The organism is Pseudomonas sp. GW821-FHT01D09, assembly GCF_059422465.1.
Map to the genome: position 1 here is coordinate 76329 of NZ_JBWKWY010000022.1, position 13466 is coordinate 89794.

The 13466-nt window shown below is 61.8% G+C and carries 11 protein-coding genes; 4 read left to right on the forward strand and 7 right to left on the reverse strand.

Features of this window, described 5'->3' with window-relative positions; translation table 11 throughout:
• Nucleotides 1-8: 8 nt before the first annotated feature.
• The 3 genes from AC07W7_RS18760 to AC07W7_RS18770 form a co-directional block, all read right to left on the reverse strand.
• Nucleotides 9-1259: a sarcosine oxidase subunit beta gene (locus AC07W7_RS18760; protein WP_076962293.1), complete on the reverse strand. Its 1251-nt coding sequence runs from the start codon at nt 1257-1259 to the stop codon at nt 9-11.
• 22 nt (nt 1260-1281) lie between these two features.
• On the reverse strand, nt 1282-2535 hold the full coding sequence (locus AC07W7_RS18765) for a serine hydroxymethyltransferase (protein ID WP_076962294.1): 1254 nt from the start codon (nt 2533-2535) through the stop codon (nt 1282-1284).
• Between the two features lie 174 nt (nt 2536-2709).
• A complete protein-coding gene (locus AC07W7_RS18770) occupies nt 2710-3438 on the reverse strand; it encodes a TraX family protein (protein WP_197882451.1) in 729 nt (242 codons plus the stop codon).
• 90 nt (nt 3439-3528) lie between these two features.
• Here AC07W7_RS18770 and AC07W7_RS18775 point away from each other — a divergent pair, with 90 nt between their 5' ends.
• From AC07W7_RS18775 to AC07W7_RS18785, 3 genes are all read left to right on the forward strand, one after another.
• Nucleotides 3529-4569: a threonine aldolase family protein gene (locus AC07W7_RS18775; protein WP_076962296.1), complete on the forward strand. Its 1041-nt coding sequence runs from the start codon at nt 3529-3531 to the stop codon at nt 4567-4569.
• A 214-nt stretch (nt 4570-4783) separates the two neighbouring features.
• Nucleotides 4784-4984: a hypothetical protein gene (locus AC07W7_RS18780; protein ID WP_495039880.1), complete on the forward strand. Its 201-nt coding sequence runs from the start codon at nt 4784-4786 to the stop codon at nt 4982-4984.
• A gap of 73 nt (nt 4985-5057) precedes the next feature.
• Nucleotides 5058-5591, forward strand: coding sequence for an REP-associated tyrosine transposase (locus tag AC07W7_RS18785; RefSeq protein WP_495039881.1), 534 nt, complete (start codon nt 5058-5060; stop codon nt 5589-5591).
• 286 nt (nt 5592-5877) lie between these two features.
• Here the strand turns inward: AC07W7_RS18785 and gbcB are convergent, their stop codons facing one another.
• Nucleotides 5878-6978 carry a glycine betaine monooxygenase reductase subunit gene (gbcB, locus tag AC07W7_RS18790; protein WP_076962299.1) on the reverse strand — a complete coding sequence of 367 codons (1101 nt, stop codon included), beginning with the start codon at nt 6976-6978 and terminating at the stop codon, nt 5878-5880.
• A 281-nt stretch (nt 6979-7259) separates the two neighbouring features.
• On the opposite strand from gbcB, the gene gbca reads away from it, so the two are divergent.
• A complete protein-coding gene (gene gbca / locus AC07W7_RS18795; protein ID WP_076962300.1) occupies nt 7260-8555 on the forward strand; it encodes a glycine betaine monooxygenase oxygenase subunit in 1296 nt (431 codons plus the stop codon).
• An 852-nt stretch (nt 8556-9407) separates the two neighbouring features.
• Here gbca and etfB read toward each other — a convergent pair.
• The 3 genes from etfB to dgcB are packed head-to-tail and all read right to left on the reverse strand — an operon-like array spanning nt 9408 to nt 13351.
• Nucleotides 9408-10178, reverse strand: coding sequence for an electron transfer flavoprotein subunit beta (etfB, locus tag AC07W7_RS18800; RefSeq protein ID WP_099168665.1), 771 nt, complete (start codon nt 10176-10178; stop codon nt 9408-9410).
• 15 nt (nt 10179-10193) lie between these two features.
• Nucleotides 10194-11414 (reverse strand): electron transfer flavoprotein subunit alpha, encoded by a 1221-nt coding sequence (gene etfA / locus AC07W7_RS18805; protein WP_495039882.1) that lies wholly within the window; start codon nt 11412-11414, stop codon nt 10194-10196.
• Complete coding sequence (gene dgcB, locus AC07W7_RS18810; protein ID WP_495039883.1) at nt 11414-13351, reverse strand: dimethylglycine demethylation protein DgcB; 1938 nt, start codon at nt 13349-13351, stop codon at nt 11414-11416. The genes etfA and dgcB overlap by 1 nt, the downstream gene beginning before the upstream one ends.
• Nucleotides 13352-13466 lie beyond the last annotated feature (115 nt).

Sequence of the window (13466 nt, forward strand, 5' to 3'; positions counted from 1 at the left end):
TTCTCCTGTTAGTGGGCGACGGCCGCAGCGCCGTGTTCGTCGATCAACGCACCGTTGTGGAAACGGTCGATGGAGAAAGGCGCCGCCAGCGGGTGCATCTCACCCTTGGCCAGGCTCGCGGCAAATACGTTGCCGGAACCGGGGGTGGCCTTGAAGCCACCGGTGCCCCAGCCGCAGTTGAAGAACATGTTCGGGACCGGGGTCTTGGAGATGATCGGGCACGCGTCCGGCGTGGTGTCGACGATGCCGCCCCACTGGCGGTTCATGCGCACCCGCGAGAGCACCGGGAACATCTCGACGATGGCCTGGATGGTGTGTTCGATCACCGGGTACGAGCCGCGCTGGCCGTAGCCGTTATAGCCGTCGATACCGGCGCCGATCACCAGGTCGCCCTTGTCGGACTGGCTGATGTAACCGTGCACGGCGTTGGACATGATCACGCTGTCGATAATCGGCTTGATCGGCTCCGACACCAATGCTTGCAGCGGGTGGGACTCGATCGGCAGGCGGAACCCGGCCAGCGAGGCCATGTGCCCGGAGTTACCGGCGGTGACCACCCCGACGCGCTTGGCGCCGATAAAGCCCTTGTTGGTTTCCACGCCGATGCACACGCCGTTGTCCTTGCGAAAGCCGATGACTTCGGTCTGCTGGATCAGGTCCACGCCCAGAGCGTCGGCGGCACGGGCAAAGCCCCAGGCCACGGCATCATGACGGGCCACGCCGCCGCGCCGTTGCACGGTGGCACCCAGTACCGGGTAGCGGGTGTTTTTCGAGCAGTCGAGGTACGGGATCTCGTCCGCGACCTGCTTGGCATTAAGCAGCTCGCCATCCACGCCGTTGAGGCGGTTGGCGCTGACACGGCGCTCGGAATCGCGGATGTCCTGCAAGGTGTGGCACAGGTTGTACACGCCCCGTTGGGAGAACATCACGTTGTAGTTCAGGTCCTGGGACAACCCTTCCCAGAGCTTCATCGCATGCTCATAGAGATGCGCCGACTCATCCCACAGGTAGTTGGAACGCACGATGGTGGTGTTGCGCGCGGTGTTACCGCCGCCCAGCCAGCCTTTCTCGACCACCGCCACGTTGGTGATGCCGTGTTCCTTGGCCAGGTAGTAAGCAGTGGCCAGACCATGCCCGCCACCGCCGACGATGACCACGTCGTAGACCTTTTTCGGGGTCGGCGTGCGCCACATCTTCTGCCAGTTTTCGTGGTGGCTGAGGGAGTGTTTGAAGAGGCCGAAGCCCGAGTAGCGTTGCATAGGCATTACTCCAAAACCGCGCTCAGCGATAAACCGGGAAATCCGCGCACAGGGCAGACACGTGCTTGGCCACGTTGGCCTCGACATCGGCGTCGCCGAGGTTGTCGAGGATGTCGCAGATCCAGCCAGCCAACTCCACGCATTGCGCCACCTTGAAACCACGGGTGGTCACCGCCGGGGTGCCGATACGCAGGCCCGAGGTCACGAACGGCGACTGCGGGTCATTGGGCACGGCGTTCTTGTTGACGGTGATATGGGCGCGGCCGAGGGCGGCGTCCGCGTCCTTGCCGGTCAGGCCCTGGCGGATCAGGCTGACCAGGAACAGGTGGTTATCGGTGCCGCCGGACACCACATCGTAGCCGCGCTTGATAAACACCTCGGCCATGGCCTGGGCGTTGTCGATCACCTGTTGCTGGTAAGCCTTGAAGCCAGGCTCCTGGGCTTCCTTGAAGCACACCGCCTTGCCGGCGATCACATGCATCAGCGGGCCGCCCTGGGCGCCGGGGAATACGGCGGCGTTGAGTTTCTTTTCAATCGCTTCGTTGGCCTTGGCCAAAATCAGCCCGCCACGGGGGCCGCGCAGGGTCTTGTGGGTGGTGGTGGTGACCACATCGGCGTAGGGCAGCGGGTTCGGATACAGGCCCGCCGCCACCAGGCCGGCGACGTGGGCCATATCGACGAACAGCAGCGCGCCGACCTTGTCGGCGATCTGGCGAAAGCGTGGGAAATCCAGGGTCTTGGAGTAGGCGGAGAAGCCGGCAACGACCATCTTCGGCTGATGCTCCACGGCCAGGCGCTCGACTTCATCGTAGTCGATCAGCCCGGTGTCGGTGTTGATGCCGTACTGCACTGCGTTGTACAGCTTGCCCGAGGACGACACCTTGGCGCCGTGGGTCAGGTGGCCGCCGTGGGCCAGGCTCATGCCGAGGATGGTGTCACCGGCGTTCAGCAGCGCCAGGTACACCGCACTGTTGGCGGACGAGCCGGAGTGCGGCTGCACATTGGCGTAATCGGCGCCGAACAGCTGCTTGGCGCGCTCGATGGCCAGGGCCTCGACTTTATCCACATGCTCGCAGCCACCGTAGTAGCGCTTGCCCGGGTAGCCTTCGGCGTATTTGTTGGTCAGGCCGCTGCCCTGGGCCTGCATCACGCGCTTGCTGGTGTAGTTCTCCGACGCGATCAGCTCGATATGATCTTCCTGGCGCTGCTCCTCGGCATTCATGGCCGCCAGCAGTGCATCGTCATATCCCTGGATCTGGTCTTGTTTGCTGAACATCGCGTCTCTCCCAGCCTTTCGTATTGTTGAGGCCCGTGCAGGGCCCTTTGATGCGATGGTAGGGCTGGCGCAAATCGACCAAATGCCTGCGCACGCCACGCAAAGGTGCGTTTACGACATTGCATGAGCGCCACTGAACAAATGTGGGAGCTGGCTTGCCTGCTCCCACAAGGATTAGGCGATGATCTGGCGCACGAGTAGCAGCAGCAGGAAATGCAGGGGGTAAAGGGCGTAGGCCCAGCGGCGCATGGCCGGGGGCGAGGCGCCTTGGGCATGTCGCAATAAGACCCGCCCAGCCAATGGCGCAATCAGGCATGTAGCCAACCCGAGCAGCGCCACGAGGTTGCCGCTATCGAGCAATACCTGCCATTGATTGGCCGCCACACACACCAAACCCGGCAACACGCTGAAATACCAGGGGCGACTAAACACCAACAGCATCGCCAACGGCAGCAATACACCAAAAAAACCGAACATCAGATTCGACGAAAATAGCGCCGCCAATAACAAGGCAATCAGCGCCAATCCACGATCAAACAGCGTCTTCTGCTGCCATCCCCGGGCAACCAGTAAACCCAACGCCAGGGTCGGCAGCACATTCAATGTATCGGCATCCTCGATAAACAGCCGATACGGCACCTCGCTGATCACGCTAAACAGCAACAACCACCCCAGGTAACGCCACTGCCCGGTGACAGGCGCACCCCGGACCCGCTGCAAATTGGCTGCAATCGCCAGGCAAAACCACGGGAACGCCAGGCGCCCCGGCACGTACAGGCCATCGAGGCTCAAACCGACATAGCGCAGGTGGTCCAGCACCATGCTCAAGAGCGCCAGCCATTTGAGCAGGTCGAGGGCGCCGTCGCGCACGCGCCTTACAGGAATCGTTTCAGTACCGTGCATAATTCCCCAGTGACTTTGCATTAACAGTGCGTGCGCCCGCCGGATATTCTTGGTTACAGTGCGCACCAACATCGACCACAGGAACGGGCCATGACCGACAAGAGCCAACAATTTGCCAGTGACAACTATTCCGGTATCTGCCCGGAAGCCTGGGCCGCCATGGAACTCGCCAACCAGGGCCATCAGCGCGCCTATGGCGACGATGAATGGACCCACCGCGCCGCCGACGGTTTCCGTAAACTGTTTGAAACCGACTGTGAAGTATTCTTCGCCTTCAACGGCACAGCGGCCAACTCCCTGGCCCTGTCCTCCCTGTGCCAGAGCTACCATAGCGTGATTTGCTCGGAAACCGCCCACGTCGAGACCGACGAATGCGGCGCGCCGGAGTTTTTCTCCAACGGCTCCAAGCTGCTCACCGCCCGCACCGAAAACGGCAAGCTGACCCCCGAGTCGATCCGCGAGATCGCCCTCAAGCGCCAGGATATCCACTACCCCAAGCCGCGCGTCGTGACCCTGACCCAGGCTACCGAAGTGGGCAGCGTGTACACCCCGGCTGAAATCCGCGCCATCAGCGCCACCTGCAAGGAACTGGGGCTGAACCTGCATATGGACGGCGCACGCTTCTCCAATGCCTGCGCCTTCCTCGGCTGCTCGCCAGCGGACCTGACCTGGAAAGCCGGCGTGGACGTGCTGTGTTTTGGCGGCACCAAGAACGGTATGGCGGTGGGTGAAGCGATCCTGTTCTTCAACCACAAGCTGGCGGAAGACTTCGACTACCGCTGCAAACAGGCCGGCCAGTTAGCGTCGAAAATGCGCTTTTTGTCAGCACCGTGGGTGGGCCTGCTGGAACACGACGCCTGGCTCAAACATGCGCGCCACGCCAACCACTGCGCGCAGTTGCTCAGCAGCCTGGTGGCGGATATTCCCGGTGTGGAATTGATGTTCCCGGTGCAGGCCAACGGCGTGTTCCTGCAACTCTCGGAGCCGGCCATCGCCGCCTTGACGGCCAAGGGCTGGCGCTTCTACACCTTCATCGGCAAGGGCGGCGCGCGCTTCATGTGCGCGTGGGACACCGAGGAAGAGCGGGTGCGTGAGCTGGCGGCGGATATTCGTGAGGTGATGGGCGCCTGATCTCATCCGGGTGGTCGACCTGCCCCTGATCCGGCCACGGATACTGGCGGATTGCCGAGACTGTTTTTTGATATTTCTGACAGCCTCAAACCCGGATTGCATGGTCTAGCCTCTTGGAACCCGGAAGGAAATGGCCGCTGCAGAGGCCACCTTCCGGGCCATACTGCCTGCCGAATAATCGGCCGGAAACGGAAATCCAGCAGAGGGCTACACCATGGAAAATCAAAGCTTCGGCACCATCCTGCAAAGTGACACCCCACTCTCGACCACCCTCGTCGGCTGGGATGAGTTCAGGAAACTGGCAAAAGTCGGTGACATCATCCAGGAACCTGGCAGGGCTTTGAGAATCACCGAAAAAGTCTTTGAACCGACAGCTTCAGGCGAACAGTTCGCAATTCATATCTACGCTCGCTAACTCCTGATGATCGTTCCCACGCTCCGCGTGGGAATGCCTCTCAGGACGCTCAGCGTCCCTCAAGGATGAGCCTATGGGTAGAAGCCGCTACGTCATCACCGAACCCGAAAAACCACACTTCCTGACGTGTACCGTCATGGAATGGCTACCACTGTTCACCCGTGACTACCTCGTCAGCCATCTCCTGGATTGTTGGCGATATCAACAAAACCACCATGCCCTTAGCCTGTATGGCTACGTCATCCTGGAAAACCACCTGCACTTCATCGCTCAGGCGCCTGACCTGAACAAATGCGTCAGCCAATTCAAATCCTTCACCGCTCGAACCATCATCGATGACCTGCACCGCAAAGGCGCTGAACGGGTATTACACCGCCTGCGCTTTTGCAAACGTGCACACAAGGTAGATCGGGTTTATCAACTCTGGCAGGAAGGCTCACATGCCGAGTTGGTGTACAGCGAGGCGGTGATGCGCCAGAAGCTTGATTACATCCACCACAACCCGGTGAAGCGGGGTTATGTGGACCTTGCTGAACATTGGAGGTACTCCAGTGCTCGTAACTATGTGGGCATGGAGGGGTTGATCGATATCCAGTGCTGGTCCTGAAGATCGTGAAGATCGTTCCCACGCTCCGCGTGGGAACGCAGCCCGTGACGCTCCGCGTCACATCACGCACAAGGGACGCGGAGCGTCCCAGGAGGCATTCCCACGCAGAGCGTGGGAACGATTGTCAGGGGGGCAGAACTCGATCCGCACATCGCCCTTTGAAGATCGTTCCCACGCTCCGCGTGGGAACGCAGCCCGTGACGCTCCGCGTCACATCACGCATAAGGGACGCGGAGCGTCCCAGGAGGCATTCCCACGCAGAGCGTGGGAACGATTGTCAGGGGGGTTAGAACTCGATCCGCACATCACCCTTCGGCACACTGCAGCACGACAGGATGTAGCCTTCGGCTTCGTCTTCCTCGGTAATCCCGCCGTTGTGCTCCATCTCCACTTCCCCGCCCAGCTTCATCACCTTGCATGTGCCGCAAATGCCCATCCCGCAGGCCTTGGGAATCAGCAGGCCGAGCTTGGCCGCCGCCGCATGCACGGTTTCCCCGGGCGCCACACGAATGCTTTTGCCCGACGAGATAAATTCCACCTGGTGCAAATCCGCCAGGTCGATTTCCGGCGCATCCGCAGCTTGCTCAGCCTGTTCTACCGCATCGGCCCGAGCTTCCGGTGGCGTGGCGCCGAAAGACTCCTCGTGGTAACGGCTCATGTCGAAGCCATTGGCTTCCAGCAGGCGCTTGACCGCATTCATGTACGGCGTGGGGCCGCAACAGAACACTTCACGCTCAAGGAAGTCCGGCACCATCAATTCCAGCATCTTGTGGTTCAGGTACCCACGATAACCGGCCCAGGGTTCGCCCAGGCCGTGCTTCTCGCAGATCAGATGCAAGCTGAAGTTATCGATCCGCGACGCCATATGCTCCAGCTCGCGGTGGTAGATGATGTCTTTGGGCGAACGGGCGCTGTGGATAAACGTCATGTCAACGTTGGCGTTGGTGTCGTAGAACCAGCGCGCCATGGACATCACCGGGGTGATGCCGACACCGCCGCTGAGGTACAGCACCTTCGGGCTTGGGAAGTCGATGGCATTGAACAGCCCGACCGGCCCGTGCACCGCCAGCTCCTGGCCTTCATGCAGGGTGTCGTGCAGCCAGTTGGAAACCTTACCGCCCGGCACGCGCTTGATGGTCACCGAGAAGCTGTAGGGCACCGACGGCGAGCTGGAAATAGTGTATGAACGCATGATCGGTTGGCCGTCGATCTCCAGTTCCAGGGTGACGAACTGCCCCGGCTTGAAAAAGAACAGGATCGGCTGGTCGGCCATAAAGCAGAAGGTGCGCACATCCCAGGTTTCCTGGATGACTTTGACGCAACGGACAATGTGCCGACCATTGGCCCAGGTCTGGGTGGTGACAGGATTCAGGAAGCTGTTGGACATGCTGTTCTCCACGGCCGTAGTTCGGCTTGATGCTGGCGATTCTGCGTAAGGCCGCAACCTGCCATTTACCTATCTGCGACATTCGCATACTTATCGCGACCAGCCCCCATGCCACTGGGGTTGCGCGTCGGGAACAGAGTGGGCCATGTCGTTAATGGATAAGGTTGCGGGCATCGCCGGGCCCACACTCGCAGCCAACAACGACGCTTTCTTTACGCCTTGCTGCAAACCTGATCAGCCACTTATCGCGGCCACACAGAATGGCCTTGAGGACACACACGATGGACGTCACCGCAACCTTGAGCTTGGGCGATCCGCTGGAACCCGCACGCAAGGCCACCGCGCAAATGCTGCAAGAGCGCGAGCGCACTTTTTCGCTGCCCCAGCCGTTTTACTCGGACCAGCGGCTGTTCGATATCGATATGCAGGAGATCTTCCAGAAGGAATGGTTGATCGCCGGCATGACCTGCGAAATCCCCAGCAAGGGCAACTACCTGACCCTGCAGATCGGCAAGAACCCGATCATCGTGATCCGTGGCGCCGAAGGCGTGGTGCATGCCTTCCACAACGTCTGCCGCCACCGCGGCTCGCGCTTGTGCACCAGTGACAAGGGCAAGGTCGCCAAGCTGGTGTGCCATTACCACCAGTGGACCTACGAACTGGACGGGCGCCTGCTGTTCGCCGGCACCGAGATGGGCGCCGACTTCGACATGAAGCAGTACGGCCTAAAACCGGTGAACGTAAAGACCGCCGGCGGCTACATCTTCATCAGCCTGGCCGAGAACCCGCCGGCCATTGATGACTTTTTGTCGACGCTCAACCACTACATGGAACCCTATGACATGGAAAACACCAAGGTGGCGATCCAGACCACCTTGTTTGAAAAAGCCAACTGGAAACTGGTGCTGGAAAACAACCGCGAGTGCTACCACTGCAACGCCTCGCACCCTGAGTTGCTGAAAACCCTGCTGGAATGGGACGACGTCACCGACCCACGGGCCGACCAGGCCTTCAAGGACCATGTGGCCGCGTCCGCCGCCGCCTGGGACGCCGAGAAGATCCCCTACGCCCACGCCAGCTTCGGCCTGCGCAACCGCATCGTGCGCATGCCGCTGCTCAAGGGCACCGTGTCCATGACCCTGGACGGCAAGCAGGGCTGCAAGAAACTGATGGGCCGCATCCAGAACCCCGACTTGGGTTCGATGCGCATCCTGCACCTGCCGCACTCGTGGAACCACTGCATGGGCGATCACATCATCGTCTTCACCGTGTGGCCGATCAGCGCCCAGGAAACCATGGTCACCACCAAGTGGCTGGTGCACAAGGACGCCGTGGAAGGTGTGGACTACGACGTCGAGCGCATGCGCCAGGTGTGGGACGCCACCAACGACCAGGACCGGCGCCTGGCCGAAGAGAACCAGCGCGGGATCAACTCCACCGCTTACCAGCCCGGGCCCTACTCCAAGACCTATGAATTTGGCGTGGTGAATTTTGTGGACTGGTACAGCGAGCGCATGCTCAACAACCTGGGAGCGGCGCCAGCGCCGTACCTTAAAGGTGTCGCCGCACACGAATAACGGACACAACAGAGATCAAACTGTGGGGCTTGTGTGGGAGTGGGCTTGCCCGCGATTGCGGTGTATCAGTCACAGATTTGTTGGCTGACCCACCGTAATCGCGAGCAACCCCGCTCCCACATCGGTTCTTTATCTGTTCATAAATTGATCATCACTGCTCCAGCCCACTACTGTCCTGCCCTCCAGCCATCCCCCAACAACTTATCCACAAAGCCACCCACAGTAATTGTGCGCAACTCCCCTTTACCCTCGAAATAAAACCAAGAAAATCCGTGACTTATTCAAAGCACCGGGTTTTATCCAACATTGATCAATTTTTAATCATTAGCTTGAAAACCACGTTCTATATGGCCTCCAGAGGATCGCAAACACCTTATCCACAGAAACGCCAACAGACTTTGGGGGCAACTTTGGCCGTTCTGTGGAAAACCGTCTGCAACCGAGCAAAATCGAGGCTTTACGCGCGTAAAGCGATTGAAATGGCGACATTGATCATATTTCAACCAATTCACTACAAGCCTCTATCCACATGGCCTGTAGCGGGTAGCGAACATCTTATCCACAGAAGCACCAACAGACTTTGGGGGCAACTCTGGCCCGGGCTTTTTCCTTATCCACAGAAAAAGCCCAGTAAAAACCGTCGCTTAGGTTGGTTGTTTTTCGTACAGAGGGCTACAGGGCACGATTTACATGGGGTGTGGACAGCCGCGAACAGGTTATCCACAGCTGGGTTAACAGGGATTGTGGGTAACACCGCAAACCCTGTGGGAGCTGGCTTGCCTGCATGGCATCACCTGGGTGTAACTGAAAAACCGCGGTGCCTGCATCGCAGGCAAGCCAGCTCCTACAGGGTCAGCGCACCACGCCCTCTTCGACCAACAGCTTGAGAATCGCCTCGGCCCCCGCCTCAGGGCTCACCCCCTTGAGCACCTGCCCCCCGCCGCCGCTGGCCTTGGCCGTGGCAGCTTTCATGCGGTCGGCGCCGCTCTTGGCCTTGATCACCTTGAGCCGCTTGGGCCGAGGCTTGGCCGGTTGCAGCACGGCGCCTGTGAATAACTCATCGTCCACCACCTGCACCTCGTGCTCCTGCAACACGCCACGCTGGGCCGGGCCGTAGGCGCTTTGCCGTGGCTTGGGCCCGGCGTTATCCACCGTGGCCAGAAACGGCAGGCGTACCTTCAGGCGCCGCCGCTGGCCGCGTGGCAGGGCTTGCAGTACCTGGGCTACGCCGCTGTCGATGGACTCCACCTGGGCCAGGCCGACAATCAGCGGCCAGCCCAACTGCTCGGCCAGCAGGAACGGCAACATGCCCGAGCCCTCGCCGGTTTCGGCCTGGCTGCCGGTGAGCACCACCTGGGCGCCAGCGTCCCGCAGGTAGTCGCCGAGCACTGGCAGGGCATCGGCGCCGGCCGGTTGTTCCAACACGTGTAACTGCGCCAGCCCCATGCCCAGGTAGGCGCGCAGGGTCGGCTCGGCGATATCGCCGGCATGCAGCACTTGCAGGTTATCCCCAGCCAGTTGCAACCCCAGCTCGACGGCGCGGGCATCCTGTTCGGCGCGGCGTGGCCGGCCGGAGGTCGGGTGGGCGCCTATGGAGACCAGGCTGATTACATGGGTGGTCATGGCCATATCCTTTGTTTAAGCCGCATCGCGCTTGGCGCCGTTGCGGTGGGCCTGGACCGCCGCGATCAAGGCCCGGAGAATGTCACCGCTGTCGCCGATCACCGACAAGTCAGCGCGCTTGATCATGTCGCAACCCGGATCGAGGTTGATCGCCACCACCTTGTCGCAGGCGCCGATGCCTTGCAGGTGCTGGATCGCCCCGGAAATCCCCACTGCCACGTACACCCGCGCAGTGACCCAGATACCACTGGCGCCGACCTGGCGATCACGGGCCATAAAGCCATCATCCACCGCCACCCGCGACGCACCTTCGGTGGCGCCCAGGGCGGCGGCGGTCTGGTGGAACAGGTCCCAGTCCTTGACCCCATTGCCGCCGGAGAAAATAAACTCGGCCTCGGCCATGGGGATCGCACCGGGATCCACCGCCACCGCGCCCAAATCCTCGATACGCGGCAAACTGCGCGCCAGGGTTGTGGATAACTCCACCGGCAACACGGCATGGCGCGTCTCGCTGACCGGATCGGCACACTCCACCGCCGCGAGGATCAGCCGTGGCAGCGCTCGCGCCAGGTCTTGCTGGCCCGCACCGGCACGGCCGATGCACTCATGGCCCTTGATCTGCCACACCCGGGTCGCCGGGCGTTCCTTGAGGCTGGCGGCAAAGCGTCGCCCCAGTTCGCCACCGCCGCTGCGGCTGTCGGGCAGCAGCCAATGGCGCGGGCGGAACTGGTTATCCACAGCCCGCAGGCCTTGCACCCGCTGCTCCGGTGAATAACCGTCGAATTCGTTGCCCTCCAGCACCAGCAGGCGGTCCACGCCGGCCGTGTCGAAGGCACTCTCCTTATGCTCGCCAAATACCACCGCCAGCACCGCGCCGTCGCTGCCGGCCAGTTGCCGGGCCAGGCCCAGCAAGTCGCGGTCGTGGCTGCTCAGGCGGCCGCCGACCATGTCCGGCACCACGTTGATGTAGAACGCCGGGGCAGGCACCTGGTGCAGCGGCAACTGCACTTGCACCGCGGCTGTACGTTTGCTCGCGCCGCCCTGCTGGGCGCCGCTGCGGTCGATACGCTTGATGCCGTTGGGGCCGACAAAACCGATGCCATGCACATTTTTACGGAGGATGCCGTTAGGCCCCATCCAGCTGTGCTGCTCCGGTTGCATCGCCGCATGCAGCGGGTGCAAGCGGTTGCGGGCAATCCATTCGGCCCGTGGGTCGCGGCGGATAATATCGCTCATCAGTGAACCTCCGCGGGTACGCGTGTGTTCTTGACCGGTGCCGCCTCTTCGAGCAAGGCATCCGCCACCAGCTCGGCAATGTCCTTGATCAGTGGGCGGGGCTCGACCACCCCTTCGAGCATCGCCGTGCACTGTGGACAACCCACGGCCACCAGCTCGGCGCCGGTCTCGCGGATGTCGTCCATGCGCATATCGGGGATGCGCTGCTTGCCGGGAATATCGGTGATCGGCGCGCCGCCCCCGCCACCGCAGCAACGGGAACGGAAACCCGAACGCTGCATCTCCTTGACCTCGATCCCCAGCGCCCGCAGCACTTGGCGCGGTGCCTCATACTCGCCGTTATAGCGGCCCAGGTAGCACGGGTCGTGATAGGTCACGCTGTTGCCTTTGTGCTGGCCCAGGTTCAGCAGGCCTGCGTCGATCAGTTCGGCCATGTAGGTGCTGTGGTGCTGCACCTGGTAGTGGCCGTCGAAGGCGCCGTATTCGTTTTTCAGCACATGGAAACTGTGGGGGTCGCAGGTGACGATGCGCTGGAAGCGGTACTTGGCCAGGGTCTGGATATTGCGCGCGGCCAGCAGCTGGAACGTTGCCTCATCGCCCAGACGCCGGGCCACGTCGCCGCTGTCACGCTCCTCCAGGCCCAGTACGGCGAAGTCGACCTTGGCCGCCTTCAGCACTTTGACGAAGGCGCGCAGGGTGCGCTGGTTACGCATGTCGAAGGCGCCGTCGCCGACCCAGAACAGCACGTCAGTTGTCTTCTTGTCGCCGAGCAACGGCAGGTTCAAATCCGCCGCCCAGTTCATCCGCCCACCCGGGGCAAACCCGCCGGGGTTGTCGGTGGCGATCAGGTTCTCCAGGACTTCGGCGCCCTTGTTCGGGGTCGCGCCTTTTTCCAGGGTCAGGTGGCGGCGCATATCGACGATGGCGTCTACGTGCTCGATCATCATCGGGCATTCTTCGACACAGGCGCGGCAGGTGGTGCACGACCACAAGGTCTCGGCGTCCACCAGGCCATTGACGATCGGTTGGTGCGGGTTGCCGCGGTGCTCGCCGATGGCCTTGCCCGGGTAAGGGCTGCCGGCGAACTTGGCATCGGTGCCACCGGTCAGGCCGACCACCATGTCCTGGATCAGCTTTTTCGGGTTCAGTGGCTGGCCGGCAGCGAACGCCGGGCACGCGGCTTCGCACTTGCCGCACTGCACGCAGGCGTCGAAGCCCAGCAGTTGGTTCCAGGTGAAATCCGTGGGTTTTTCCACGCCCAGGGGCGCGCGTTTGTCGCTCAGGTCCAGTGGCTTCAGACCGGTGGAACGGCCACCGCCAAAGCGCTCGGCGCGGCGGTGCCAGGCCAGGTGCAGGGCACCGGCAAACGCATGTTTCATTGGCCCGCCCCAGGTCATGCCGAAGAACATTTCCGACACACCCCACAGCACGCCCACCCCCAGCAGCGCGGCCAACAGCCAGCCACCGAAGTCGGCAGGCAGGAGCCCGGCCACCGGCAACGTCACCAGGAAGAAGCTCACCGAGAACGCCATCAGGCTTTTCGGCAGGCGCATCCATGGACCTTTGGACAGCCGCGACGGCGGGTTGCGCCGGCGCAGATAGACGAAGATGGCACCCACAAACATCAGCACCGAGGCCAGCAACAAGGCGTAGCCGAGGATGCGGTTATGCAGGCCAAAGCCGTGGACCAGGAGCGCCAGCAACGCCGACAACACAAAGCCCAGGGCCGTGGCGACGTGGGTGTTGGCGATGTATTTGTCGCGGGCGACCACGTGGTGCAGGTCGACCCTATAGCGCTTGGGCATGGCCAGCAGGCCGCCCAGCAGGTCGACCTTGGCGGCACGGCCACGGCGCCACATGTTCATCCGGCGCACAGCGCCGAGGACGGCCAGGCCCAGGGCGGCGAACAGCAGGATGGGAAGCACGGTGTTCAACATGGTAAAGCTCCCAAAGACCACGCAGGTCTACTGTGAAACCGGCCCTAAATGTGGGAGCGGGCTTGCTCGCGATGGCGGTGTGTCAGTAAACACATCCGGTGACTGACACACCGCC

Excerpts from the sequence above, each read along its gene's own strand:
- AC07W7_RS18770 (WP_197882451.1), bottom strand. The coding sequence starts at position 3,438 with ATGCACGGTACTGAAACGATTCCTGTAAGGCGCGTGCGCGACGGCGCC.
- AC07W7_RS18780 (WP_495039880.1), top strand. The coding sequence starts at position 4,784 with ATGGAAAATCAAAGCTTCGGCACCATCCTGCAAAGTGACACCCCACTC.
- AC07W7_RS18765 (WP_076962294.1), bottom strand. The coding sequence starts at position 2,535 with ATGTTCAGCAAACAAGACCAGATCCAGGGATATGACGATGCACTGCTG.
- gbcB (WP_076962299.1), bottom strand. The coding sequence starts at position 6,978 with ATGTCCAACAGCTTCCTGAATCCTGTCACCACCCAGACCTGGGCCAAT.
- dgcB (WP_495039883.1), bottom strand. The coding sequence starts at position 13,351 with ATGTTGAACACCGTGCTTCCCATCCTGCTGTTCGCCGCCCTGGGCCTG.
- etfA (WP_495039882.1), bottom strand. The coding sequence starts at position 11,414 with ATGAGCGATATTATCCGCCGCGACCCACGGGCCGAATGGATTGCCCGC.
- AC07W7_RS18760 (WP_076962293.1), bottom strand. The coding sequence starts at position 1,259 with ATGCAACGCTACTCGGGCTTCGGCCTCTTCAAACACTCCCTCAGCCAC.
- AC07W7_RS18785 (WP_495039881.1), top strand. The coding sequence starts at position 5,058 with ATGGGTAGAAGCCGCTACGTCATCACCGAACCCGAAAAACCACACTTC.
- gbca (WP_076962300.1), top strand. The coding sequence starts at position 7,260 with ATGGACGTCACCGCAACCTTGAGCTTGGGCGATCCGCTGGAACCCGCA.
- AC07W7_RS18775 (WP_076962296.1), top strand. The coding sequence starts at position 3,529 with ATGACCGACAAGAGCCAACAATTTGCCAGTGACAACTATTCCGGTATC.
- etfB (WP_099168665.1), bottom strand. The coding sequence starts at position 10,178 with ATGACCACCCATGTAATCAGCCTGGTCTCCATAGGCGCCCACCCGACC.